Raw genomic sequence first — 23146 nt, forward strand, 5'->3', positions numbered from 1 at the left:
CGGGCTGCGGTGGAATTCCTGTCCCGATCGTGGCTCGACGACGGGCAGAGCCGGTATCGGCGGATTTTCAGGAGGTGAGCACGAGCGGCATCTCGGGGAGGCGACCGTCGATGATGCGGCGGAGCAGGTGCGGGAGTTCGGCGGGGAGCAGTGTGTCGCCGCTGGTGCCCTCGGCCGGCCTGCTCGCCCACGACTACGAGTCCGACCTCCCCCTCAACCTCCTCTGGACCGCCTTCCAAGAGGCTGCACCCGCCGGACGAGGTGCGGGCGGCTCGCTCGAAGACACGCCTGACCGCCGCCGGGGCAGCTCTGATCACGCCGTCCCGCGGTCGTAGAAGTCGGCCTCGGGGGAGGTACCCGTCCACAGACGAACGAGGCGCCTGGCTGCCGAGCGTCCTCGACGGCCCGTTCCGGCCACGGGCCAGCGGACCGACCCGGTGGTGCGGCGGCGTCAGTTCGGTCCGGTGCCCTTGAGGTAGCGCAGGACGGCGGTGACGCGCCGGTCGGCCCGGTCGTCGGGTGGCAGGTCCAGCTTGGCGAAGATGCTGCGGATGTGCTTGTGCACCCCTCCTTCGGTGATGACGAGCCGTTCGGCGATGGCGGTGTTGCCGAGCCCTTCGGCCATGAGCGCGAGCACGTCCCGTTCGCGCGGGCTCAACCGGCCCAGCGCGGTGGTGTGCGGGTTCCGGGCCAGCAGTTGGCCCACCACCTCGGGGTCCACGGCGGTGCCGCCGGCCGCCACCCGGTGCAGCGCGCCGAGGAACTCCTCGACCCGCCCCACCCGTTCCTTCAGCAGGTAGCCGAGCCGGCCGGTGCCCGAGGCCAGCAGCTCGGTGGCGAACGCCTGCTCCACGTACGCCGAGAGCACGAGCACCGCGAGGCCCGGCCGGCGGCGCCGGGCCTCGACGGCCGCCACGATCCCCTCGTCGGTGTGGGTGGGCGGCATCCGCACGTCGACGATGGCGACGTCCGGTTCGTGCTCGGCCACCGCGGCCAGGAACGACCCGGGGGTGTCGGTGGTGGCCACGACGTCGAGCGACTCGGCGCGCAGCAGCAGCGCCAGCCCTTCGCGCAGCAGCGGGTCGTCCTCCGCGATCACGATCCGCACGGCAGCTCCACTTCCATCGTCGTCGGCCCCCCGGGCGGGCTGTCCAGGGCGAGTTCCCCGTCGTGCGCCTCGACCCGCCGGCGGATGCCGGACAGGCCCGACCCGCCGCGCTCGTCCGCGCCGCCCCGGCCGTCGTCGCGGACCCGCAGCAGCAGCCGGTCACCCTCCCGGCCCACCGTCACCACGGCGCTCGCGGCACCGCTGTGCTTGGCCACGTTGGAGAGGGCCTCGGCCACCACGAAGTACGCGGTGGCCTCGACCGAGGCGGCGCACCGGCCCGGCACGTCCACCACCACCTCGCACGGCACGCCGCAGCTGCCCGCGAGCCCGGCCAGGGCACCGGCGAGCCCGCGGTCGGCCAGCACCGGGGGCAGGATGCCGCGGACCACCGCGCGCAGCTCGGCGAGCGCCTGTTCGGCGGCGTCCTGCGCCCGGTCCAGCACGGCACCGGCCGCGGTCGGGTCCCGGTCCAGGGCTCGTCGCGCGGCACCGAGCAGCACGGTCACCGCGACCAGCCGGTTCTGCGTGCCGTCGTGCAGCGACCGCTCGATGCGGCGCAGCTCGGCGGCGTGCGCGTCGAGGGCGGCGGCACGGGTGGCGGTCAGCTCCGCGACGCGCAGTGAGAGGTCGGTGCCCGCGGGAGGTGCCAGCAGGCGCCGTCCCGGCCACTCCTGCACCCGGACCAGCGCCGGTCCGAGCCCGGTGATGAAGGCGGCGCAGAGCACGCCGGTCAGCGCCACGGCCAGTGCGTCGCCGAGGTCGGTGACGGCCCAGGGGATGGGGCTGGGGGTGTTGTCGTCGGGCGGCAGCAGGTGGTACCAGAGCGGGTACGTCGTGTTCTGCAGCGCCGTGACCGGCATCGCGATCCCGGCGAACCCGGCGGCCAGGCCGGCGGTGGCGTGCAGCGGCAGCCAGGCCAGCTCACGCCGCACGGTCGCGTCGCGCAGCGCGGCGCCCACCCGGCGCGGCACCGGGCCGGCGTCGAGGACACCGAGCCGGGCCCGTTCCCGGTCCGCGGTCGTCCGCAGCGCGCGCAGGGCGGCGGGCAGCAGGACGACGCCGACACCGACGCAGCCGAGCAGCGCGACCACGCCGAGCCGGACGAGAACGGACAGCGCGAGCAGCGCCGTGCCGAGACCCCCGACCAGGCGCGCGACGGCGTCCGACGACGCCCGCAGGCGCTTCCGCACCTGTGCCATGCCACCCCCCGGCCGAACCTTACCGATCAGCACAACCCGCGGTGCCCGCGGATCGAGCTGCCCGTCACGGCCCGCCCCTCGGCACGACGGGCCGGGGTGCCATCACCACCCCGGTCGTCCAGCAGGCTGGATTGTCCACCGGGGTGCGGGTGGGCAGCCTGGAGCCGGTCGGTCATCGCAGGACCGGCACCCGCTGAGCCCCAGGAGTTGTCCACGTTGTCCACGTCCTCTTCCCGGCAGGATCGACTCCCTTCCTCGCGCTGTCGCCGCGTGGTCACCATGACGGCGGCGGTGGTGGTCGCGGCGAGCGGCCTCGCGTTCGTCGGCCCGATCCCGACGGCCCGGTCCGAGCCCCGCCACGACGCGGTCCAGCAGGGCCTGGACGGACTCGTCGGTGCCGACCGGCACCCCGGGGCGCTGGCCGCCGTCCGGGACCGGCGCGGCCGGACCCAGCACTACACGGCCGGGGTGGGTGACCTGGGGACCGGCGGCCGGGTGCCGACGAACGGCAGGGTGCGGATCGGCAGCGCGAGCAAGATGTTCACCTCCGTCGTCGTGCTGCAGCTCGTCGGGGAGGGCCGGGTGGAGCTCGACGCGTCGATCGAGACGTACCTGCCGGGCCTGGTGCGGGGCAAGGGCGTGGACGCCGGCAGGATCACGGTCCGCCAGCTGCTCCAGCACGACAGCGGCCTGCCCGACCACACCGGCTCGATGTTCCGGTCCGCGGCCGACTTCCTGGCCTACCGGCACGTCTACCTCGACCCCCGCGAACTGCTCGACCTGGCGAACGCCAGGGAGGACGGGCGTGCCGCCGGCGGCGGTTGGTCCTACAGCAACACGAACTACCTCCTGGCCGGCCTGATCGCCCAGCGGGTCACCGGCCGCCCGTTCGACGAGTTGGTCACCACCCGGGTCGTCCAGCGGATCGGTCTGCGCGACACGTACGCGCCCGCGGTCGGCGAGCAGGACGTCCGCGGCCGGCACCCCAGGGGGTACCAGCGTGACCCGGCGACCGGCGAGCTGGTCGACTTCACGCGGATGGACCCGGGCTGGGGGTGGGCGGCGGGCCACCTGGTCTCCACGCCGGGCGACCTCAACACCTTCCTGCGCGCGCTGCTCGGCGGTGAGCTGCTCGAACCGGCCCAGCTGGCGCAGTTGCGCACCACCATCCCGACGGACCCGGAGTCGGAGGCCGGTCCGGGGTACGGGCTCGGCGTGTTCAGCATGCCGTTGAGCTGCGGAGGGGTCGCGTGGGGCCACGGCGGTGACATCCCCGGCTACTCGACCGTCAGCGCGGCCACCGACGACGGTCGCGCGGCGACCGTCGTGGTCACCTCGCTCAACGGGTCGGTGGAGGACGAGTCCGTCGCCGCGGACCACGGCGCGCTCGTCGACGCCGCGCTGTGCGCGAGCTGACGCCGGACGGAGGGCCGGGCCCTCGCGTCGTCCCACCCGGAGGTGGTGCTGGCTGTACCGGAGGTGTCCAGCACGGGGGGTCGTGCGCCGTCCGGGCGGTGACGACACTGAACGCGTCGGTGCGAAGCATCCAATTGGAGAGTGTCCCTTGTCGAATGATCTCAGACGCCCGGTCACAACCCGGTCGGGTCCCGCGCGTCGGCGTCGTGGCGCGGTCGCCGCGGCGATGGCGGCCGTGGCGGTCGCCGGGCTCACGCTGACGGAGGTGGCGTCGGCGGGCGCGTCGGGCGACAGGTCGAAACCGGCCCACGACAAGGCGTTGCAGGCGGGCATGGAGGAACTGGTCGGCGACGGGTCACTGCCCGCGCTGCTGATGTCGGTGCGGGACCGGAACGGGCGCGTGAAGAACTACACCGCCGGGGTGGGTGACATCCGGACGAGGTCCGAGGTGCCGTCGGACGGTTACGTGCGGATCGCCAGCATCACGAAGATGTTCACCGCCGTGGCGGTCCTGCAGTTGGCCGACGAGGGCAAGCTCGCGCTGGACGACACGGTGGAGGAGTTCCTGCCGGGCGTGGTGCGGGGCAGCGGCGACGGTGCGGCGATCGACGGCCGGACGATCACGATCAGGCAGCTGCTGAACCACACCGGTGGGATGCCCACCGGGATTCCCTTCATGTCCAACGGCATCCTGCCGGTCAAGGACCGGTACTTCGAGACCCGGGAGGTGCTGGACGCGGCGTTGACGCAAGCACCGGCGTTCGCCCCGGGACAGGACAGGGTGTGGGCGTACAGCAACGTCGGCTACATGCTGCTGGGTCTGGTGGCGCAGAAAGTGGCGGGACGCCCCTTCGCCGAGGTGGTCACGGACAAGATCGTCAACCGGATCGGGCTGAAGGAGACGTACTACCCGGGTCCGGGCGACCGCGACATCCGTGCCCCGCACCCCCGGGGTTACCTGCTGCCCAGGGACGACGCGGGCAAGCCGATCGCCGGTGACCTGATCGACATCACCCGGTTCGACCCGTCGATCGCCAGTGCCGCGGGGCAGATGATCGCCACCCCGAGCGACGTGAACAAGTTCCTGGTCGCCCTGCAGGACGGCCGGCTGATCACGCCCGGTCGGCTGGCGGAGATGCGTCAGGTGGTGGACGCGCCCGGTTTCCCCGCCGGCTGGCGCTACGGCCTGGGCGTCATCGAGATGAAGCTCAGCTGCGGGGTCACCGCGTACGGCCACGGCGGCGACGCCGACGGTTTCCAGACCCGCGCCGCGATCACCCCCGACGGCCGGGCGGTCACCGTCGCCGGGACGAACGACGAAGTCCAGCAGTACGAAGTCCTCGCCTTCTTCGACAAGGCCCTGTGCGCCACGAAGTAGGAGTCCCGCACGCGTGAACCCCGTGCCTGCCGACGAACTCCGTCCACGCTGACCACGAACTCGGGCCCGCCGGTCGACGACCGGCGGGCCCGAGTTCGTGGTGGTGTCGCGTCAGCGGTGGGCGCGGTGGCCCCGCTTGGTGACGACGTGGTAGATGCCGAGCACGATCAGCGAGCCGAGGATGGCCAGCAGCCAGGTGCTCAGGTCGAAGAAGCTGCCGATGTCGGAGCCGAAGATCGCGCGGCCGATGAAACCGCCGAGGATGGCGCCGACGATGCCGAGCAGCATGGTGATGACGATGCCGCCCGGGTCCTTGCCGGGCATGATGGCCTTGGCGATGGCGCCGGCGATGAGACCCAGAACGATCCAACCCAGGATGCCCACGGTGCTTCCTTGTCCTCGTGCCGCGCCGTCTTCCCGGCGCGGCGTGATCGCTACAAGCACCGGGTTGCCCAACTCGCACCGATTTCACACCTGTGTGAGCACTTCGCCGTGGAAGTGATGTGGGACTCAGCCGGTTGCCGCGACGTGTGCAGGCCTGTTCCAGGGGCCGCGTGCGCGGTCGTCACGGCTGGGTGAACCGGCTCTTCTCCACCCGTTCGTGCTCCGGCCACAGGCCGTGGGGATACCCCAACCGAGGCGCGCTCACCTCGTCCAGCCGTTCGAGTTGACGCTTCGGGACGTCCAGCTCGGCGGCGGCGAGGTTGGACGTGAGCTGGTCCACGCTCCTCGGTCCGATGACGGGGATCACCCCCTTCGACATCGACCACCTGATCGCCACCTGCTCCGGGGTGGTGTCGAGGTCCCGGGCGACGCTCTCGACGGCGTCCAGGACGCTCGCCTTGGCGGGGTCGTCCTCCCGGTGGAGGAACCGGCTGATCGAGCTCTGCGCACGACCTGTCGCGCCCCGCCGGTACTTGCCCGTCAGGAGGCCACCGCCGAGGGGTGAGAACCCGAGGACGCCCAAGCCGAAGGCGTCCGCCATCGGCACCAGCTCCCGGTCGGCGCCGCGCTCGACGAGGCTGTACTCGACCTGGATCGCCACGAGAGGGGCCCACCCCCGCTGCTGCGCCAGGGTGACCCCCGTTGCCACGCGCCACGCGGGGAAACTGGAGAGACCGGCGTACAGGACCTTGCCGGCGCGCGTCAGGTCGTCGAAGGCCCGCACTATTTCCTCGATGGGCGTGGACGTGTCGGCCACGTGGGCCCAGAACACGTCCACCCGGTCGGTGCCCAGTCGGCGCAGGCTCTGCTCCAGGGACTGGACCATCGCTTTTCGGCTGTTCCCGGTCATCTGGAGGCCGCTGCTCGCCGACGTGCCCATGGTGTACTTCGTCGCCAGGACCACGTCCTCGCGATCGGAGGAGATGATGTCCGAGAGGTACTCCTCGGCGTCCCCCGACTGGTAGTTGGAAGCGGTGTCGATGAAGTTCCCTCCCGCTTCCCGGTAGGCGTCGTACATGGCCCGGGCCTCGGGTGCGTGCGCCCCGTGCCCCCAGCCCATGCCGAAATTGCCCGTCCCCAGCGACAGTTCCGATACCCGCAGGCCCGATCTTCCGAGAAATCGGTATCGCATGCGTCTTCTCGCTCCTCGCGTCGATCCGGTATGCGCAGGTTCCTCATACCGGGCAGCTCCTGCCGCCGACGCCCATCGTTCCCAGTACCGGGCGTACAATCCATAACGTGGAGTCCAGCACTCTTTACCGATCGTCCAGCACAGAGGTTTCCCTGGATGCGCACGACCCTTTCCGGGACGCCCTGGCACTGGCGCGGCCCCGGGCCGTCGCTCCCGTCCCGCTCCGCGCGACGGCGCCGTGGGGAGCCTGGTTCTCCCCCTTCCCGCACATCAAGCTCGGCGTGGTGGTGGAAGGCGAGTGCTGGCTGTGCATCGACGGGCTGGAACCCCTTTTCCTGAGCACCGGCGATTTCTACCTCCTCGGGAACCCGCCCCCGTACGGCCTCGGCAGCTCGATCGAGGAGGCCCGGGTCCGCGGCTCGGACGGGTCGCTCCGCGAGGGGGTTTCCGGGCGCGGGCCCGAGACCTCCCAGGGGTCCGTCACGTACGCGTGCAGCGTCGACTTCGAGTTCCGGGATTCCGACGCGTCGACCCTGTTCTCGTCGCTTCCCCCGGCTGTGCTCGTCACAGCGGACGACGCCGGCGGGAGACCGCTCTGGAACATCGCGGCACTGCTCGTCCACGAGATCGAGACGCACGAGCCGGGGCGGTCCCTCGTCCTGGAGCACCTGGCCCAGATCCTCCTGGTGCACATGCTCAGGTCGCACGCCGGGTCGTCCCACGAGCCCCTGGGATGGCTCGCGTCGGTCGCCGACGACGGGATCGGGGCGGCGTTGCGCGCCGTGCACGCCGAACCGCGCCACCGCTGGACGCTCGACGAGCTCGCCAGGATCGCGATGATGTCGAGGTCGGCCTTCGCCGCGAACTTCAGGGACAGGGTGGGCAGACCTCCCTTGGACTACCTCATCGAGTGGCGCATGCAGCTGGCGCGCGCCGCACTGCGCACGGGGGACTCCCTCACTGCCATAGCGGGGGCCATCGGGTACCAGTCCGAAAGTGCTTTCAGCACCGCTTTCCGGCGCGTCGTCGGGATGTCACCGCGGGAGTTCCGCGTCTCGCTGAACGCGCAGCCGGGGGACCGGAGGTCCGGTGATCCCGTTCCGGCGGGGCTGTCCGGGGCTCACAACCCGTAGTCCGGAGACGTTCGGCTGCTCGGTCGGTGGTCGGTCGTGGCAGCGGCCCCACCGGACGGCGAGGTGGTCGAGCACGGCGCCGAGCCGGGCCGCGGGGGTGTGCCGGCGCAGCTCGCCCCGGACCGCCCGGCCGAGCGCCAGAACGGTGCGGGGTGGACGGCGTGCACCTTGCAACGCGGGCCCGGCGGGCATCCGTTGGAAGATCCCGTCGCGCGGAGCAGGCAGCGGGGTCTCGCACGGGGTCGCGCAGGAAGCGGTGGAAGGTCCACTGCTCGTAGCGGTCCACCGGTCGCCGCCACCGCCGGCGGACCGCGGGGAGGTCACGGGCCGCCACCGCTGCGCGCAGGTCGGGCAGCACGCCGACGCGCCGGTCGCCGGCGACGTGGACGGTGTGGTCGAAGGGGAAGTCGACCTGGAGGTCGGTGGGTGGGGGTTCGGTCACGGTCACCTCCTGCGGGTTCGGGCAGGTGTGCGGGGCGTGGGTGCGCGGGGCGCTCAGCGGGTGGAGCCGACCGGGTCGCCGGTGCGGTCGACCGCGACGACGCCGCCGCGCACGACGAACTCCACCCGGCCCATGGCGGCGATGTCGCTGAACGGGTCACCGGCCACGGCGACGAGGTCCGCGGCGGCACCGGGTGCGATGCGTCCCAGGTCGGGGCGCTCCAGCAGTTCGGCGGCCACCGAGGTGGCGGCCCGCAGCACCCGCGCGGGCGACAGGCCGGCCTCGGTCAGGTCCAGGAACTCCCGCCACGCCTCGCCGTGCGGGAACATGCCGGCGTCGGTGCCGAAGGCGATGCGGACCGGGCTGTCGGCCAGCAGCGCCGTCGACTCGCGGACGCGCCGGGCGTGGGCGCGGTACTTCGCCCGAGTCAGGGGACTGCGGTCGGCCCAGAAGTCGTCGTCGTCGAGGTTGTCGATGAAGTGGCGCTGGGCGTGCAGGGTCGGGCACAGGTAGGCGTCGTGGTCGGCGATGCGCGCCAGGGTCCGCGCGGATGCGAGGTTGGCGTGCTCGATGCTGCGCACCCCGGCCGCCAGGGCGCGGCGCACGGCCTCGTCGTTGAGCGCGTGGGCGGCGCAGTGCAGGCCGTGGTCGCGGGCCGCGGCGACGATCGCGGCCATCTCCTCGACGGTGAACGCGACGTGGTCGGGGGCGTCGGCGGGGGAGCTGAACCCACCGCTGGCGGTGAACTTGATCCAGTCGGCACCCACTCGCGCCTGGTCGTGCACCAGAGCGCGCAGTCGGGCGGGTCCGGAGGCGAGCGTGCCCACGTCCGTGCCGTAGCGGTGGCTCAGGGCGGGCATCTTGTCCCCGTGCCCGCCCGGCACCGAGATGATGTTGGGCGCGACGACCAGGCGAGGTCCCTCGACCAGGCCGTCCTCCACGGCCTGCCGCAGTGCGACGTTGATCGGGTCGTGCGCGCAGCCCAGGTCGCGCACGGTGGTGAACCCCGCCGCCAGCACCGCCTTCACGGCGGGCAGGGCGTTCAGGGCCTGGTAGGCCGCGAGGCCGCCGTCGTGCTCCTCGTCCACCAGGTGCACGTGGCAGTCGATCAGGCCGGGCAGCAGGGTCCGCGCACCCAGCCGGACGGCGGGCACGTCGGGCGGGAGCCCGGCCGCGGGGACCACCGACGCGATCACGCCGTCGGTCACGGTGACCGTGGTGGGGCCCGCGGGGCGGTCGCTCGTGCCGTCCCAGCAGCGGTCGGCGACGATGGTCAGTCCGGTGGGTGACATGGTCCTCCTCAGAGCAGGAAGACGAGCGCGGAGACGATCTTGGTGATGCGGCCGGCCGGGTCGCCGACCGCCGCGGTGGTGACCGCGTCGGTGCGCACCTCCGTGTCGCCGACGCGGTAGAGGTCACGCCGGGAGCGGTACTCGGCCTCGGCGTCGTAGCCGTCGACACCGAGTTCGACGGCCATCGCGGTCAGCGCCATCTCCACGGCCTTGCGCCCGGCCTGTCCGGCGGTCTTGTCCACCGAGTCCTGCTCGTGCACCTCGGCCACGCAGCCGACGCCCCCGCCGGTGGGCACGGCCACGCCCACGGCCGTGGCGATGCGGCGGCCGGGTTCGCCGGTCTCGGCCAGGGCCTGGATGGCGAACAGGACCTGCCCCTCGTGCAGCAGCCGGAGCCCGTCCTCGCGCGACACCCGTTCACACCCCGGCGGTACCCGGCTGGAGACCTGCACGCGGTTGACCCGCCCCAGGCCCGCGTCCACGTACATCAGGTCGTGCGCCTGCAACTCCCGTTCGTGCACCCCGGTCCCGCCGGTGAAGAACATCCGGTCCGGGACGAGCAACCGGCCCAGCGGCAGTTCGCGTTCCACCATCGTCTCCCTCCTCGCTCACCCGGCCACGGTCCGCGCGGCCACCAGGTCCACCACGTCCTCCAGCCGACCGCGCCTGCGGTAGGCGGAGCGCTGCCTGTCCGCTCCGGTGCCGTCGCGCTCGACCGCGCGCACCGCGTCGAGCACCACCTCGGCCCCGTCGAAGTCCTCCAGCGCGGGCCGGACGTGGTCGAGCAGTCCGGCGACCAGGTGCTCGTCCGGCCCGTAGCGGGCGACTCGCCAGCAGGCGGCCCGCAGCACGTGGTCGTCGACGCGCGGCGCGGGGCGCCCGGCCCGCACGTCGGTCAGCGAGGTCGCCACCAGGGCGCGCACCAGGCCCGCCATCGCCACGGCCTCGTCCACCGTTTGCGCCACGTCGGCGATGCGCACCTCGACCGTGGGCAGGTGCCGCGACGGCCGGGCGTACCAGTAGAGCATCGCCCCGTCGAGGATCACGCCGGTGTCGAGCAGCGCGGCGACCAGCTCCTCGTACTCCCGGGCCGAGGACAGGTGGGGCGGCGGACCGGCCGCGGGCCACCGCCCCCACAGCGGGGTGCGCCAGCTGTGGTAGCCGGTGTCGCGCCCCTCCCAGTACGGGGAGTTCGCCGAGAACGCCAACAACGCCGGCAACCACGGCCGCAGGTGGTTGACCACCTGCACGGCCTCTTCGCGGTCGGGCACCCCGACGTGCACGTGGCAGGCGCAGGTGCACTGCTGCTCCACCAGCGGCCCGTAGCGCTCCGCGATGCGGTGGTAGCGCGGCTTGTCCAGGATCGGCGGTGGCCCGGCCCGACCGAGCACCGCGGTGCCGCTGGCCACCAGGCGACAGCCCTGCTCCTGCGCGGCACGGGCCATCCCGCGCCGCAACCGCAGCAGTTCCGCCCGCAGGGACACCAGGTCCGTGCACACCCGGCTGGCGCTCTCGACCTGCGCCTGGTCCATCTCGGGCTCCACCACGCCGCCGCCCGGCACCACCTCGTCGCCCGCCCGGCGCAGCACGGTCTCCGCACGGCGGACCACCTGCCTGCTCGTCGCGTCGGTCAGGACGAACTCCTCCTCGACGCCCATCGTCAGATCCACCCGGCCACCCCCCGCGCTGTCCGGGGTGGCCGCCCGCGTCCGCCGGCACCCCGATTGCCCCGAATTCGTTTTCTGCTTCGAATGTAGTCGGAAGCGTTTCGCCCATCGACTACCCCGACAGTCTTCATCCGTGTACGCGGCACCGGATCACCCTGGCGGCAGACAAGCGGGACCGCCCGTTGCCGAATGGTTCTCCGTGAATCACTCCATCGAGTCGGTTTCGTACCTTGCCGGACGAGCGCCGGTATGGCCTGAGCAGAGCCGGACCGCAAAAATCGCCTCTCGGTGATGGGCTCGTCCGACTCCACCAGCGCCGACGCCGTTCGCCGCCCACGGCCTCGGGGCGACGACTCCGGCACGGTGCTCCGTCAGAGCCTCCCGCTCGGCTGCCCGAACCGGGTTCTCGCACTCAGCGGGGCCGGGGGCCGGGACAGCGCGCTCCCCGACCGGGTCCTGAAGCCTGAGCCGTTCTCTTCTTCGCACGATGGAACGCTCGATTCCCCACTATCGTGTCAGAGTCGCTGGATCGCCCTACAAATTCTCACCGAGAGTCACCCCCGGGCGTCGAAGTGGGTGATTGTGCTGGTCGTGCGCCAATCCCACAGCCTGAATGGCGCTGTCGCGGAGGGTTATCGATTTGCTACATTGGGTCGAAGTCGTGAGCCGTTCCGTGAAAACTGCGGAACGCCTGTGGTGAACACCGCTGAGGAGCGTAAAGTGTGCCCGTCCGCCAGTGGTGACGATGTTGCGGTGGGGTCCGACCTGGCGAATCTCCTCCGATTGGCGAGAATTCACCAGGGAATAGCCCAGATCCTGCTCGCGCGGGTGGAGGGCATCAGCTCCCGGGTCTCCCCGGTGGACACGCCGACCGCATCGGCTTTCTGCGACGGGTGGAGCTTCACCGATCGGGAGCGGCACGTGGCGGCACTGCTGGTCGAGGGGTTGTCGAACCGCCGGATCGCGCGGAGGCTGGAGATCTCCGAGCGCACCGTGAAGAACCACCTGCACTCGATCTTCTACAAGTTGAACGTCAGCGACCGCACCCAGGCGGTCATCAGGTTGATGCGGAAAGCCTGAACGTCGAGCCCGCCGCGGCGCCGGCGGGGTGGGCGTCGGTCCATCACCGTGCACCGCCTTGCCGCAGGGCCCGCCACAGCGCCACCCCGCCCACCCCGGCGAGCGCCCCGTAGAGGACCTTGGCCGGTGTCGCGTTGTCCGCGTGGGGCTTCCGCCAGTCCACCGGGATCTGCAACTCCCGGTTCGACAGGTCCCGCAGGATGCCGCGGGCCTGGGTGTAGCTGCCGTCGACCGTCAGCAGCGTCTCGACCACGCCGCGTGCCAGGCGGGTTTCGGACAGCGTCTCGCACGCCAGTTCCACCATGATGTCGGCCAGTTCGGCGCGCAGCACCTCGGCGGCGGACAGCTCGGGCGCCAGGCAGCGGATCGAGCCCTCCATGTTGGCGAACGCCTTGCCCAGCACCGGGACCACCGGGTTGATCTTGATGCCCCGCCTGGTCGAGTGCCCCAGCACGGTGGTCAGGGTGAGGCCGAAGTTCAACTCCTCCAACGAGGCGGTCGCCGCCTTCGGCACCAGCCGCGCCACGTCGTCGGTGAAACCGCCGATGTCGGCCCACTGCGTCAGCGTGCCCATCTCCACCCACGCCCGCGCGGCGCCGTCCCCGTCGTTCTCCGCGATGGTGATGAGGGTGAGGGCCAGCTTCAGGCTCATGGTGCGGTCGAGCCGGCACACCATGCCCCAGTCGATGAGGGACGCGCCCAGCTCCGGGTGGACGAACACGTTGCCGGGGTGCGGATCGGCGTGGAAGAAGCGGCCCAGGAAGTAGCTGCGGTACGTGTAGGCGAGCAGGTCGTGCGCGATCGCCAGGCGCTCGTCGGCCGGGACGGCGCTGTGCGGCACGTCGCGGATGGAGCGCCCGGGCGCCATGCCCTGCACCAGCACGCGTCGCGTCGCCATCAGCACGTCCGGCACGGTGATGCGGTCGAAGCCCCTGGCCTGCGCCCGCCCGACGTCCATGTTCCTCGCCTCGGCGGTGAAGTCGAGCTCGCCGGTCACCGCGTCGAAGATCAGGTCGAGGACGGCCCGCACGTCCACCACGGCGTTGAACCTCGTCTTCGCCGCGATCAGCGCTCTCGACGCCGTGTGCAACAACGCCATGTCGGTCTCGACCACCGCGCGGACGCCGGGGCGCTGGACCTTCAGCGCCCCGGGGCGCCCGTCGGCCAGCGTGACCCGGTAGACCTGGGCGAGGGAGGCCGAACCGAGCGGGTGTTCGGTGTCGACGTGGCGGAAGTGGCGCCGCCAGGAGCGGCCCAGCTCGTCCTCCAGCACCGGGACGAAGTCGGAGAAGGGCGACGCGGGGACCTGGTCGTGCAACTTGCCCAGTTCCCGCAGGGTTTCGGGGGAGACGAAATCCGGTCGGGTGGACAGGACCTGGCCCACCTTGATGTAGAGCGGGCCGAGCCGCTCGAACGCCTCGCGAACGGCTCGGGCGCGCCGGTCGCGGCGCAGTCGGGCGTCCCCTCCGGCGGAGGCGGCGGCCTCGTGCGCCAACAACCGCCCCAGCGTCGTGGTGATCAACCGGAGTCGCGAGTCAGGCACGGTCGGGACCGCCCGCGGGCGGCGGAGCGGACCGCTCGTCGCCGGGCCGCCGCGTCGGCGGGTCCGGTATCGGGCCCGGTGCCGGCGAGCCGATCCCGGTGGTGCGGTACCTGGTCAACGGGAGCGCCAGCACTTCGACGAGCACCTCCACCGTGCAGTTCTGCCCCGTGGTGCGGCGGTGCGCGCGGAAGCACAACCCCGCTCTCAGGTCGTCCAGCAGTTCTCCGAGTGCGACGACGCGCCCGTCGACGTCGGTGAGGCTGCCGTCCGGCTCGCGCCGCAGCACCCGCCGAGTCCGCCGCCGCCCGCCCGCGGGCCCGGTCATGCGCCGTGCCGGGAGGTCGTGCGCGATCGGTGCCGACCGATCACGAAGCGGCCTTCTCCTTGCCCTGCGAGGACCGCCCACCTCCGAGCCTGCCGACCTCCCGGGCCAGGTCCTCCAGCTTCGCCCTCAGGTCCGCGATGTCCTCGGCGGCGTCGGGAGCGCCCTCGTCGTGCTCGCCGATCACCCTGCGCGCCGTGTCGCGCAGGTCGTGGTCGATGTCCTCGCCGCGGTCGAGCACTTCGTCGACGTAGTCCTTGGTGGCGTCGACGACGGTGCCCAGGTAGCCGACGATGCCACCGCGCCTGCGTGTTCTCCTGCCCGCGCTCCTGGTGGTCATGGTGAATCCTCCCGCTCGGAAAAGGTGGAATCCTCGATGGGGTCGGGGGTACTGGTCTTCCGCTGTCCCCGGGTCGCGGGCGGCGTGCTCCGCCGCCCCGTTCAGTCTCGCGCGGCCGAGGGTGCGGTGACATGGTTTCCTCGTCCTAGTGCCCATGGCCCATGGCTCCGGTGGTCCTTCGCACAGCGCGTCACGGGTCTGTCGCTCGTCGGTGGGAGCGGGCAACCCTGTCGGCGGTGTACCGGATCACGTCTTTTGTTTGGAATGGACGGATGTCCGCCCGGTTCCGGTGAAACCGGGTGTGTCGTTCTCCGCTCGACGCAGAGGAGTTGCTGTGGTCCCGTTTCACGCGCGACGACTTCCGCCCGCGCCGCCGGACGGGCTCGGCGAGCACCCGCTCGAAGTGGTCCGGCACGCGCTGCACTGCGTTCAGCAGGCGTTGACGCACGTTGCCCGCGTGTTGTCGCAGGCGGAGGACGGCCGTGCGGCGGTCGCCGCGGAAGGGGGCCGTGCGGCGCTCGCCGCGGGGGAGGGCCGCGCGACGGGCGAGGACGGGCGCGAGCGCCGGCTGACCGGGCAGGAGAAGCGGGTGTTGACGCTGATCGCGGCCGGTGCCTCCAACCGGGGGATCGCTGAGGGCCTGGGCATCTCCGAGAAGACGGCCAAGAACTACGTGCACGCCGTGCTGCTCAAACTCGACGCCGGCAGCAGGACCGAGGCGGCGGTCACCGCGCTGCACGAACGCCTCGTGGACCCGGACGAGTGCCGCCGCGCCGCCAGGCGGAGGCCGTCGCCCCCGGCATCCGGGCGACGGGCGCGGCCGATGTCCTGAGGCGACGGGGGCGGCCGATGTCCTGATCGGACACCCGGCGCGCGCCGGCCTACCCGCCCCCGGTCCCCGCCCCGGTCAGGATGCCGCCCAGTTCCAGGCCGTACTCGCCGGACCGGAAGGTGGGGTCGCGCAGCACCCTGAGGTGGGCGTCGGTGTTCGTCAGGACCCCCGTGCACTCGAACTCGGCCAGGGCGCGGGCCAGCCGGCGCAGGCACTCGGCCCGGTCCCGACCGCTGACGACGACCTTGGCCAGCAGCGAGTCGTAGAACGGCGGCACCCGGTGACCGGTGTGGACGTGGGAGTCGACCCGGACGCCGGGGCCGCCCGGCAGGACCAGGCCGGTGATCCGGCTCGCCGACGGCCGCCAGCCCGCCGCCGGGTCCTCGGCGTTGATCCGCGCCTCCGCGGCGTGACCGCGCACCGACACGTCGGACTGGTCGAACCCCAACCGCTCGCCCGCCGCGACGCGCAGCATCCACTCCACCACGTCGACACCGGTCACGGCCTCCGTCACCGGGTGCTCCACCTGCAACCGCGGGTTGACCTCGATGAAGAAGAACTCGTCGGGCCCGGTGACCAGGAACTCGAACGTGGCCACGCTGGTCAGGCCGACCGCCCGCGCGCCCCGGAGGGCGGCCTCGTGCAGCCGTTCCCGCAACCCGGGCGACAGGCCCGGCGTCGGCGCCTCCTCCAGCAATTTCTGGTAGCGCCGCTGCACCGAGCAGCAGCGGTCGCCGAGGTGCACCAGACCGCCGTGGTGGTCGGCGAGCACCTGGACCTCGACGTGCCGGGCGGAGGGCGCGTAGTCCTCCAGGTACAGGCGCGCGTCGGTGGCCAGCCGGCGCGCGGTGCGCGTCGCGCGCGGGAACACCTCCGCCAGCTCCTGCGGCGAGTGCACCGGGTGCACACCGCTGCCGCCGCCGCCCGCCGCGGCCTTGAGCACGGTCGGGTAGCCCAGCCGCCGCGCCTGGTCGAGCGCGTCGTTCACCCCGCGCAGCGCGCCGGGCGAGCCGGGCAGCACCGGCAGACCGGCCCCGGCCATCGCCGCCCGGGTCGCGATCTTGTCGCCGAACAGCGCGAGGTGCTCCGCCGAGGGCCCGACGAACGTCAGCCCGGTCTCCGCGCACCCGCGTGCCAGCAGCGGGTCCTCGGAGAGGAAGCCGTAACCGGGGTGCACCGCGTCCGCGCCGGTCCTGGCGCAGCCGTACAGCACGGCCGGGACGCTCAGGTAGCTGTGCGCGGCCTCGGGCGGACCGAGGCAGAAGCTGTCGTCGGCCAACCGCACCGCCAGGCCGTCCGCGTCCGCGGTCGAGTACCCGACGACCGCGCGGATGCCCAAGTCACGGCACGCGCGCACGACGCGCAGCGCGATCTCGCCGCGGTTGGGGATGAACACGGTGTCAACGGGCGCCATCGGGCGTTCCCCCGTCCTGGCGGGCCGGCTCCAGCCGCAGCAGCGGTTCCCCGAACCCGACCACGTCGCCGTCGTGGACGCAGACCTCGCGGATCGTGCCCGCGCGACCCGCGAGGACCGGTGTGGTCATCTTCATCGCCTCGACCTGCGCCACCTCGTCCTCGGCGCCCACGACCGCGCCCACCTCCGGTCCCGGTGAACCGCTCGCCCCGGTGCCGAACCGGACCACGCCCACGGCGGGGGCCGGGACGTCGACCAGGGCCGGGTTCGCGTTCCCGTCCGGTTCGCCGCCGTCCGGTTCGCCGCCGGCCTCGACGGGCCGGGCCGGGACGCCGGTCGGGCCGGCGTGCTCGATCTCCACCTCGAAGTCGGCCGTGCGCACCAGCAGCCGCCTCGCCGGGTGCCGGTGCACGGCCGCCAGCAGTTGGCGCACGACGTCCAGCGCGACTCCCGCCGCCGAGCCGTTGCTCGCCGAGCCGCCGGACGAGGTGCCGTTGGTCGAGGGGGAGGGGCCGTGGTCTCGTTGCGGGAGGGGAACGGGTGGTACGGGCATCGACACGTGGTACCGCCTCACTCGTCTGTTCGGAGCGCGTCCGCGGAGGCTCCCCGGACCCGCAGTCGGTTGTCGCGTCGGCTCAGCAGCTCGGCGGTGGGCAGGGCGCCGAGCGCCACCAGGTGCCGGTGCAGCGCGGCCCGGACCAGCCGCACCGCGGTCACCGGGTCCGCGTGCGCGCCGCCGTCGGGTTCGGGGACCAGTTCGTCGACCAGGCCGGCCTCGTGCAGCTCCGCGGCGCGCAGCCGCAGGGCTTCGGCCGCCTCGGGCGCGCGGCCCGCGTCCCCGTGCAGGATCGCGGCGCAGCCCTCGGGGCTGATGACCGAGAAGTAGGTGTTCCGCATGGCCAGCAGGACGTCCCCGGCGGCCAGCGCCAGCGCGCCGCCGCTGCCGCCCTCGCCGATGACCACCGTGACCAGCGGGACCGGCAGGCCGGAGGCGACCAGCAGCGCCTCGGCGATGGCCCCGCTCTGGTTGCCCTCCTCCGCGCGGCGGCCCGCGTAGGCGCCGGGGGTGTCCACGAAGGTGACCACGGGCAGGCCCAGTCGCCCCGCCAAGCGCATCAGGCGCGTCGCCTTGCGGAAGCCCGCCGGGTGGGGCATCCCGTGGTTGCGGGCGCGTGCGCGTGCCGGGTCGTGCTCCTTCGCGTGCCCCAGCACCACCAACCCGACCCCGCCCCACCGGGCGACGCCGCAGACGAGCGCGGGGTCGTCCTCGACCTGGCGGTCGCCGTGCAGCTCCACGAAGTCGTCGAAGGCACCGGCCACGTGGTCGAGGACGGTGGGCCGGCCGGGGTCGCGCGCCACCCGGACGGCCTCCCACGCGGTACCCGGTGCGGGCCGGCCCCCGTCCGCCGGGTCGGTGGTCCCCGGCGGGTCCGGTGGCCCCGGCAGGTCCGGGAGCGGGCACGAGCCGGGCGCCGGGCGGCCCGCCAGGCAGGAGAGCACCCGGTCGAGCGTCTCGGGCAACGCGGAGCGCTCCACGACCAGGTCGACGTGGCCCTTGTCGCGCAGGAAACGCGCGGTCTGGAAGTCGGCCGGCAGCCGTTCGCCCAGGGCCTGCGCGATCACCCGGGGACCGGCGAACCCCGACCGGCAGCCGGCCTCGGCGAGGATGACGTCGCCGAGCGCGGCGAAGGACGCGGCGACACCGCCGTACACCGGATCGGTCAACACGCTGACGTAGGGCACGCCCCGCTCGTTGAGCCGCCGGACCGCGTCGCACGCGCGGACCATCTGGAGCAGGGAGTACATGCCCTCCTGCATGCGCGCGCCACCCGAGCAGGACACCGCCACGAGCGGCACGCCGCGGGCGGTGGCGAGGTCGGCCGCGGTGACCACCTTCTCGCCGACGACCACGCCCATGCTCCCGCCGAGGAAGTCGAAGTCCATCACCAGCAGCACGACGGGGCGACCGCCGACGTCCGCGGTGCCGAGCACCGCGGCCTCGGAGGCGGTGGTCCGGGTGGGGGCCGCGCGCAACCGGTCCCGGTAGGGGATCGAGTCGGTGAAGGCGAGGGGGTCGGCGGACCGCAGGCCGGCGAGGAGCTCGGTGAAGGTGCCCGGGTCGGTGAGCTGGTCGATCCGCTCCCGCGCGCTCAGCCGCCGGGTCGCCCCGCAGGCGGGGCAGGTGCCGTGCGACCGCTCCCACGTGCCGCGGTGCACCAGGCACCGGCACTCCGCGCACCGCTGCCAGACCCCGGGCGGCAGCGCGTCGATCCGGTCGAGGACACCGTCCGGCTTCCCGTTCAGTCGCATGTCCGCTCCCACCGAGCTGGTCGCCGCCGCGCGGGGTCGTCGTCGCGGCGTCCTCCTCGGCAGTCTGGGCCCCGCGCGGACCCGCGGGCCATGGGTCGCTCGCCCCGGGGATTCGGGTTCCGGCCGTTCGGTCCCGTCGGGCGCGGGTGCCGCGGTCACCACCCCGGAGGTCGCTGGTCGGCGGGGTTCCCGCGCCGCGCCCACTCCAGGCGCGTCTGCGGACGGGGCTGTGAACATCGGGCAACGCGCTTGCCCGCCCCTCGACGGCGGGGTGGGCTGAGGTGCCGCACCCACCGAGAGGGGACCGGGCATGTCGAGATGCGGAGTACGCGGGAGGACTCGCCGAGCCGTGTTCGCGGGAGTGCTGACCGCCGGGTCGGCCGCCGCGGCCGTCGTGCTGCTCGGACTGTCCCAAGGGGCGCTGGCGGCGTCGTTCGCCGTGTCCGGGACGAGCTTCAAGGTGTCGGCGGACAGGTTGGCGGGAAAGGGGTTCGTCCAGTTCGGCGGGGTGGACAGCGGGGCCGACGCGGCTCACCCGGTGGCCACCAGCGCCTTCCGCACCGTGGTGATGGACAACTTCTGCCAGTCGGTGACGCTGCGCTCCCTCCCGGCGGTGGGGGACGTGACCCTGCGGATCGACTCCACCGGCGCGGAGGGCATGTCCGCGACCGACATCGTGCTCGGCGTGGAAGGGCTCAGCGGTGACCTCACCCTGGTGAACCCGCAGATCGGGGTGGACGCCGGCCAGGTCTCGAAAGGACCGCCCGAGCTGGTCGGCCTGCCCGGCGGGTTCGCCCAGCAGGCCGACGAGGTCTCCATCGCCGCGCCGCGGCTGACGGCGTGGAGCGCCACCGCGTACACGCTGCGCCTGAAGGACACCCGGCTGACCCTGCACACCGATCCGGCCGAGTGCCACTGACCGCCCGTGCGGCGAGGAGGACCTGATGGGTTCGGTGCGGAGGCGGGCGGACCGGGCCCGACGCGACTTCCGGGACTGGCGCCGCGGCCGGCCGTTCGCCGCGGGCGCGTTCCTCGTGCTCTCGGGACTGGTGATCGTGATCCCGCCCTACGCCACCCTCCGGGTGGGGGACGTGCTGGTCTCGGTCACGACGGTCGGGGGCGTCTCGGCGCTGCTGATCGGCACGCTGCTCGGGATCTGCGGCGCGTCGTTGTGGCTGCGCCCGCGGTTCCGGTTCGCCGCCGGGGTGACCGCCATGCTGCTGTCGCTCGTCGCCCTGGCCGCGACCAACCTCGGCGGGTTCCTGATCGGCACGCTGCTCGGGGTGGTCGGCGCGGCGCTCGCCCTGGCCTGGACCGACGAACCGCGCCCGCCCCGCAGGGCGCGCCGCGCCGCGGCGGTCGTCAGCCTGCTGGCGTTCGCCGCCGGCGCGGCGCCGCTCCAGGCGCGGGACGTCCCACCGGCCGCCGGTTGGACGCTGCTGGCCGGTGCCGTGGAGCTGTCCGGGCTGGCCTACCACGGCGTCGACCACGTCCAGGTCGACGGCCGGCCCGCCAGGGCCATGCGGTTCACCGCGGCCGTCATCCGGGTGACGGACCCGGTGCAGGTCGGCGACCTCGGCAACGGCCGCCGGGTGGTCCTCGCGGTCCCGCACGGCGGGCTGTCGACGGCCGCCGGGGACATCGAGCTGTTCGTCCTGCGGATCACCGGGCGGGTGAGCCTGCTGGGGTTGTTGTCGGTCCCGGTCGACTTCACCCCCGACACCCCGCCGCCGCTGGTGCCGACGTCCGTCGTGCTCACCGACGTGACCGCGGTCAACGCCCTGGTGCGCGGCGGGGAGGTGACGATCCCGGGTGCGGAGCTGGCGGTCCGCTGACCGCCGCGACGGTGTCCGCGAGGCACTCCGCCGTCACCTTCCGGGGAAGCGCGGACACGGCGCGCACGTCGGGCAGGGTCGCCCTGGCGAACGCGGTGAGGATGCTCCGGGGGCCGGTTTCGAGGAAGGTCCCGACCCCGAGCGCGCGCAGGCGCTCCAGGGTCCGCCGGAAGTCCACCGGTCGGGTGATGTGGTGCGTCGGCGCCTCCCGCAGTTCCCGGGCACCCCGGTAGGGGCGCCCCAGCAACGGGGAGAAGACCGGGACGTCCGGCGGTCCGGCGGGGAGTTCCGAGATCCCGACCCGGAAGGACCGCTCGACGTCGGCGAGCATCCGGTTGTGGAACATGGACGCGGCCGGCAACCGCGTGGCGCGCACCCCCCTGGAGCCCGCGAACGCGGCCAGCACGGCCAGTTCGGCGTCCACACCGGACACCACGGACTGGGTCGGCGCGTTGTCGCAGGCGAGTTGGAGCGAGGGCAGGTGCACCTCCGCCAGGAGCGCCGGCACCTCGTCGGCGGGGAGCGTCAGGGCGATCATCCCGCTCGGCGGCAGCGGGTTCCCGGCGAACGCGGCGTCCCTGGCCAGGATGACCCGGGCACCGTCGCCGACCCCGGTGCCGCCGGCCGCGACGAGCGCGGCGACCTCCCCGGCGCTGTGCCCCACGAGGACGTGGGGGCGGACCCGGAAACGTCGCAGCAGCACCGCGGACGCGGCCACGGAGGCGGTGTAGATGGCCAGGTGCAGGGCGGTGCGGTCGAGGGCCAGCAGGTGGGCCGCGTCCGGGGCCGCGGGGTCGAGGAGCAGGTCGGGAACCCGGTGCCGGCCGCGGTCGGCCCGGTCCACGGCCTCGACGACCTCCAGCACCTCCGGGAGGTGCCGGAGCCCGGTCAGGACCCCGGGGTGGTAGGCGCCCATCCCGGGGAAGAGCATCGCCAACCGCCGGGCCACCGCGGGGCCTCAGCTCGACCGGAACAGCAGCGAGACGTCGTGGCCGCCGAAGCCCATCGCGTTGTTCAGCGCGGTGACGGGACCCGCGGGCAGGGGACGGGGTTCGGGTCCGACGACGTCGAGGCCGATGGCGGTGTCGAGGTCGGTCAGGTTCGCGGTGGGCGGGGCGACGCGGTGGTGCACCGCGAACACCGTCAGCACCGACTCCACGCCGCCGGCGCCCCCGATGAGGTGCCCGGTGGAGGACTTCGTGCCCGAGACGCAGGGCCGGTCGGCGTGGCGGCCCAGCGCCAGGCGGATCGCACCGGCTTCGGCGAGGTCCCCCTGGGGGGTGGAGGTGGCGTGGGCGTTGACGTGGTCCACCTCGTCCGCCGAGGTGCCGGCGTCGCGCAGGGCCGCGGTGATGGCCCGCGCCACGCCGGCGCCCGCGGGGTCGGGTTGGGCGATGTGGTGGGAGTCCGCGGCCAGGCCGTAACCGGCCAGCTCGCAGTACACGCGCGCGGCCCGGCTCCTGGCGTGTCCGGCCTCCTCCAGCACGAGCACGCCCGCGCCCTCGCCGAGGACGAAGCCGTCACGTCGGGTGTCGAAGGGCTGCGAGGCGCGCCGCGGGTCGTCGTTGCGGCGCGACAAGGCGTTCATCCGCGCGAACGCGGCCAGCGCGAGGGGGTGGAGCATGGCGTCCGTCCCGCCGACCACGACCACCTTCGCCCGTCCGGAGCGGATCATCTGCGCGCCGTACGCGACCGCTTCCGCGCCCGCGGCGCACGCGCTGACCGGGGCGTGCACGCCCGCTCGCGCCCCGATCAGCAGTCCCACCTCCGCGCTGGGGGCGTTCGGCATCATCATGGGTATGCAGTACGGGGACACGCCGTCGGGTCCGCGGTCGCACAGCGCCTCGTACTGCTCCAGCGCCGAGACCACCCCGCCCATGCCGCTGCTGACGACGGCCCCCACCTCCAGCGGGTCCAGCGGGCAGTCCGGGCCGCCCGCCGCACCGGTGAACCCGGCGTCGGACCACGCCTCCGCCGAGGCCACCAGCGCCAGCCGGCTCGCCCGGTCGGTGTGCCGCACCCGCTTGGGCGACAGGGTCTCGGCGGGGTCGACGGCGACGGGCGCCCCGATGCGCACCGGCAACCGGTCGGCCCACTCGGGTGGGAGGTCGAGCCCGCGGACGCCGCAGGCCCCGGAGAGCAGGCTCGCCCACGTCGTCCGGGCGTCCCCGCCCAGGGGCGTGGTGGCGCCCACCCCGGTGACGACGACGGTGGGGGTTGTCACTGGCATGCGGGGGCTCCTCGCCGGTCGGCTGCGTG

At 73.5% G+C, this 23146-nt stretch carries 22 protein-coding genes; 7 read left to right on the forward strand and 15 right to left on the reverse strand.

Annotated elements, in window-relative coordinates:
- Positions 1-451 precede the first annotated feature (451 nt).
- A complete protein-coding gene (locus ACRAKJ_RS13060; protein ID WP_438925245.1) occupies positions 452-1108 on the reverse strand; it encodes a response regulator in 657 nt (218 codons plus the stop codon).
- Entirely contained in the window at positions 1096-2307 is a 1212-nt protein-coding gene (locus ACRAKJ_RS13065; RefSeq protein ID WP_438925244.1) for a sensor domain-containing protein, read from the reverse strand. The genes ACRAKJ_RS13060 and ACRAKJ_RS13065 overlap by 13 nt, the downstream gene beginning before the upstream one ends.
- A gap of 279 nt (positions 2308-2586) precedes the next feature.
- Here ACRAKJ_RS13065 and ACRAKJ_RS13070 point away from each other — a divergent pair, with 279 nt between their 5' ends.
- A complete protein-coding gene (locus ACRAKJ_RS13070; protein ID WP_438925243.1) occupies positions 2587-3723 on the forward strand; it encodes a serine hydrolase in 1137 nt (378 codons plus the stop codon).
- Between the two features lie 226 nt (positions 3724-3949).
- Complete coding sequence (locus tag ACRAKJ_RS13075) at positions 3950-5101, forward strand: serine hydrolase (RefSeq protein WP_438925242.1); 1152 nt, start codon at positions 3950-3952, stop codon at positions 5099-5101.
- Positions 5102-5212: 111 nt separating this feature from the next.
- Here ACRAKJ_RS13075 and ACRAKJ_RS13080 read toward each other — a convergent pair whose 3' ends face one another.
- Positions 5213-5485: a GlsB/YeaQ/YmgE family stress response membrane protein gene (locus ACRAKJ_RS13080; protein ID WP_438920447.1), complete on the reverse strand. Its 273-nt coding sequence runs from the start codon at positions 5483-5485 to the stop codon at positions 5213-5215.
- Positions 5486-5666: 181 nt separating this feature from the next.
- On the reverse strand, positions 5667-6677 hold the full coding sequence (locus tag ACRAKJ_RS13085; RefSeq protein WP_438920446.1) for an aldo/keto reductase: 1011 nt from the start codon (positions 6675-6677) through the stop codon (positions 5667-5669).
- Positions 6678-6784: 107 nt separating this feature from the next.
- Between ACRAKJ_RS13085 and ACRAKJ_RS13090 the strand changes: the two genes are divergently transcribed.
- Positions 6785-7810 carry an AraC family transcriptional regulator gene (locus tag ACRAKJ_RS13090; RefSeq protein WP_447008952.1) on the forward strand — a complete coding sequence of 342 codons (1026 nt, stop codon included), beginning with the start codon at positions 6785-6787 and terminating at the stop codon, positions 7808-7810.
- Between the two features lie 495 nt (positions 7811-8305).
- Here the strand turns inward: ACRAKJ_RS13090 and ACRAKJ_RS13095 are convergent, their stop codons facing one another.
- Genes ACRAKJ_RS13095 through ACRAKJ_RS13105 form a run of 3 tightly spaced genes read right to left on the reverse strand, consistent with a single transcriptional unit; the run spans position 8306 to position 11214 of the window.
- Positions 8306-9544, reverse strand: coding sequence for an amidohydrolase family protein (locus ACRAKJ_RS13095; protein ID WP_438920444.1), 1239 nt, complete (start codon positions 9542-9544; stop codon positions 8306-8308).
- An 8-nt stretch (positions 9545-9552) separates the two neighbouring features.
- A complete protein-coding gene (locus tag ACRAKJ_RS13100) occupies positions 9553-10137 on the reverse strand; it encodes a pyruvoyl-dependent arginine decarboxylase (RefSeq protein WP_438920443.1) in 585 nt (194 codons plus the stop codon).
- Positions 10138-10152: 15 nt separating this feature from the next.
- The gene (locus ACRAKJ_RS13105; RefSeq protein WP_438920442.1) at positions 10153-11214 is read right to left on the reverse strand and encodes a glutamate--cysteine ligase; all 1062 of its coding nucleotides are present in this window, start codon (positions 11212-11214) and stop codon (positions 10153-10155) included.
- A gap of 288 nt (positions 11215-11502) precedes the next feature.
- On the opposite strand from ACRAKJ_RS13105, the gene ACRAKJ_RS13110 reads away from it, so the two are divergent.
- Entirely contained in the window at positions 11503-12291 is a 789-nt protein-coding gene (locus ACRAKJ_RS13110) for a LuxR C-terminal-related transcriptional regulator (protein WP_438920441.1), read from the forward strand.
- 43 nt (positions 12292-12334) lie between these two features.
- Here the strand turns inward: ACRAKJ_RS13110 and ACRAKJ_RS13115 are convergent, their stop codons facing one another.
- Genes ACRAKJ_RS13115 through ACRAKJ_RS13125 form a run of 3 tightly spaced genes read right to left on the reverse strand, consistent with a single transcriptional unit; the run spans position 12335 to position 14496 of the window.
- On the reverse strand, positions 12335-13834 hold the full coding sequence (locus tag ACRAKJ_RS13115; RefSeq protein WP_438920440.1) for an AarF/UbiB family protein: 1500 nt from the start codon (positions 13832-13834) through the stop codon (positions 12335-12337).
- On the reverse strand, positions 13827-14159 hold the full coding sequence (locus tag ACRAKJ_RS13120; RefSeq protein WP_438920439.1) for a hypothetical protein: 333 nt from the start codon (positions 14157-14159) through the stop codon (positions 13827-13829). Before ACRAKJ_RS13120 ends, ACRAKJ_RS13115 begins: the two co-directional genes overlap by 8 nt.
- 40 nt (positions 14160-14199) lie before the next feature.
- Complete coding sequence (locus ACRAKJ_RS13125; protein WP_438920438.1) at positions 14200-14496, reverse strand: hypothetical protein; 297 nt, start codon at positions 14494-14496, stop codon at positions 14200-14202.
- A 334-nt stretch (positions 14497-14830) separates the two neighbouring features.
- Between ACRAKJ_RS13125 and ACRAKJ_RS13130 the strand changes: the two genes are divergently transcribed.
- On the forward strand, positions 14831-15328 hold the full coding sequence (locus ACRAKJ_RS13130; RefSeq protein ID WP_438920437.1) for a LuxR C-terminal-related transcriptional regulator: 498 nt from the start codon (positions 14831-14833) through the stop codon (positions 15326-15328).
- A gap of 49 nt (positions 15329-15377) precedes the next feature.
- On the opposite strand, the gene ACRAKJ_RS13135 is transcribed toward ACRAKJ_RS13130, so the two are convergent.
- Genes ACRAKJ_RS13135 through ACRAKJ_RS13145 form a run of 3 tightly spaced genes read right to left on the reverse strand, consistent with a single transcriptional unit; the run spans position 15378 to position 19052 of the window.
- Entirely contained in the window at positions 15378-16742 is a 1365-nt protein-coding gene (locus ACRAKJ_RS13135; protein ID WP_438920436.1) for an ATP-binding protein, read from the reverse strand.
- Positions 16729-17295: a biotin/lipoyl-containing protein gene (locus ACRAKJ_RS13140; protein WP_438920435.1), complete on the reverse strand. Its 567-nt coding sequence runs from the start codon at positions 17293-17295 to the stop codon at positions 16729-16731. Before ACRAKJ_RS13140 ends, ACRAKJ_RS13135 begins: the two co-directional genes overlap by 14 nt.
- 17 nt (positions 17296-17312) lie before the next feature.
- On the reverse strand, positions 17313-19052 hold the full coding sequence (locus tag ACRAKJ_RS13145; RefSeq protein WP_438920434.1) for a carboxyl transferase domain-containing protein: 1740 nt from the start codon (positions 19050-19052) through the stop codon (positions 17313-17315).
- Positions 19053-19401: 349 nt separating this feature from the next.
- Here ACRAKJ_RS13145 and ACRAKJ_RS13150 point away from each other — a divergent pair, with 349 nt between their 5' ends.
- A complete protein-coding gene (locus ACRAKJ_RS13150; protein WP_438920433.1) occupies positions 19402-19971 on the forward strand; it encodes a DUF6230 family protein in 570 nt (189 codons plus the stop codon).
- A gap of 25 nt (positions 19972-19996) precedes the next feature.
- Positions 19997-20887, forward strand: a complete 891-nt coding sequence (locus ACRAKJ_RS13155; protein ID WP_438920432.1) for a DUF6114 domain-containing protein — start codon at positions 19997-19999, stop codon at positions 20885-20887.
- Here the strand turns inward: ACRAKJ_RS13155 and ACRAKJ_RS13160 are convergent.
- The gene (locus ACRAKJ_RS13160) at positions 20826-21818 is read right to left on the reverse strand and encodes an acyltransferase domain-containing protein (protein WP_438920431.1); all 993 of its coding nucleotides are present in this window, start codon (positions 21816-21818) and stop codon (positions 20826-20828) included. The genes ACRAKJ_RS13155 and ACRAKJ_RS13160 overlap by 62 nt on opposite strands.
- Before the next feature lie 27 nt (positions 21819-21845).
- Positions 21846-23117 carry a beta-ketoacyl-ACP synthase II gene (locus tag ACRAKJ_RS13165; RefSeq protein WP_438920430.1) on the reverse strand — a complete coding sequence of 424 codons (1272 nt, stop codon included), beginning with the start codon at positions 23115-23117 and terminating at the stop codon, positions 21846-21848.
- Between the last annotated feature and the right edge of the window lie 29 nt (positions 23118-23146).

It is taken from the genome of Saccharothrix sp. DSM 118769, from assembly GCF_052936295.1.

What these genes read in the sequence shown, in the direction of transcription:
- ACRAKJ_RS13160 (WP_438920431.1), bottom strand. Translation starts at nt 21,818, where the DNA reads ATGCTCTTCCCCGGGATGGGCGCCTACCACCCCGGGGTCCTGACCGGG.
- ACRAKJ_RS13070 (WP_438925243.1), top strand. Translation starts at nt 2,587, where the DNA reads ATGACGGCGGCGGTGGTGGTCGCGGCGAGCGGCCTCGCGTTCGTCGGC.
- ACRAKJ_RS13065 (WP_438925244.1), bottom strand. Translation starts at nt 2,307, where the DNA reads ATGGCACAGGTGCGGAAGCGCCTGCGGGCGTCGTCGGACGCCGTCGCG.
- ACRAKJ_RS13110 (WP_438920441.1), top strand. Translation starts at nt 11,503, where the DNA reads ATGGGCTCGTCCGACTCCACCAGCGCCGACGCCGTTCGCCGCCCACGG.
- ACRAKJ_RS13125 (WP_438920438.1), bottom strand. Translation starts at nt 14,496, where the DNA reads ATGACCACCAGGAGCGCGGGCAGGAGAACACGCAGGCGCGGTGGCATC.
- ACRAKJ_RS13135 (WP_438920436.1), bottom strand. Translation starts at nt 16,742, where the DNA reads ATGGCGCCCGTTGACACCGTGTTCATCCCCAACCGCGGCGAGATCGCG.
- ACRAKJ_RS13155 (WP_438920432.1), top strand. Translation starts at nt 19,997, where the DNA reads ATGGGTTCGGTGCGGAGGCGGGCGGACCGGGCCCGACGCGACTTCCGG.
- ACRAKJ_RS13145 (WP_438920434.1), bottom strand. Translation starts at nt 19,052, where the DNA reads ATGCGACTGAACGGGAAGCCGGACGGTGTCCTCGACCGGATCGACGCG.
- ACRAKJ_RS13165 (WP_438920430.1), bottom strand. Translation starts at nt 23,117, where the DNA reads ATGCCAGTGACAACCCCCACCGTCGTCGTCACCGGGGTGGGCGCCACC.
- ACRAKJ_RS13085 (WP_438920446.1), bottom strand. Translation starts at nt 6,677, where the DNA reads ATGCGATACCGATTTCTCGGAAGATCGGGCCTGCGGGTATCGGAACTG.
- ACRAKJ_RS13120 (WP_438920439.1), bottom strand. Translation starts at nt 14,159, where the DNA reads ATGACCGGGCCCGCGGGCGGGCGGCGGCGGACTCGGCGGGTGCTGCGG.
- ACRAKJ_RS13140 (WP_438920435.1), bottom strand. Translation starts at nt 17,295, where the DNA reads ATGCCCGTACCACCCGTTCCCCTCCCGCAACGAGACCACGGCCCCTCC.
- ACRAKJ_RS13075 (WP_438925242.1), top strand. Translation starts at nt 3,950, where the DNA reads ATGGCGGCCGTGGCGGTCGCCGGGCTCACGCTGACGGAGGTGGCGTCG.
- ACRAKJ_RS13095 (WP_438920444.1), bottom strand. Translation starts at nt 9,544, where the DNA reads ATGTCACCCACCGGACTGACCATCGTCGCCGACCGCTGCTGGGACGGC.
- ACRAKJ_RS13100 (WP_438920443.1), bottom strand. Translation starts at nt 10,137, where the DNA reads ATGGTGGAACGCGAACTGCCGCTGGGCCGGTTGCTCGTCCCGGACCGG.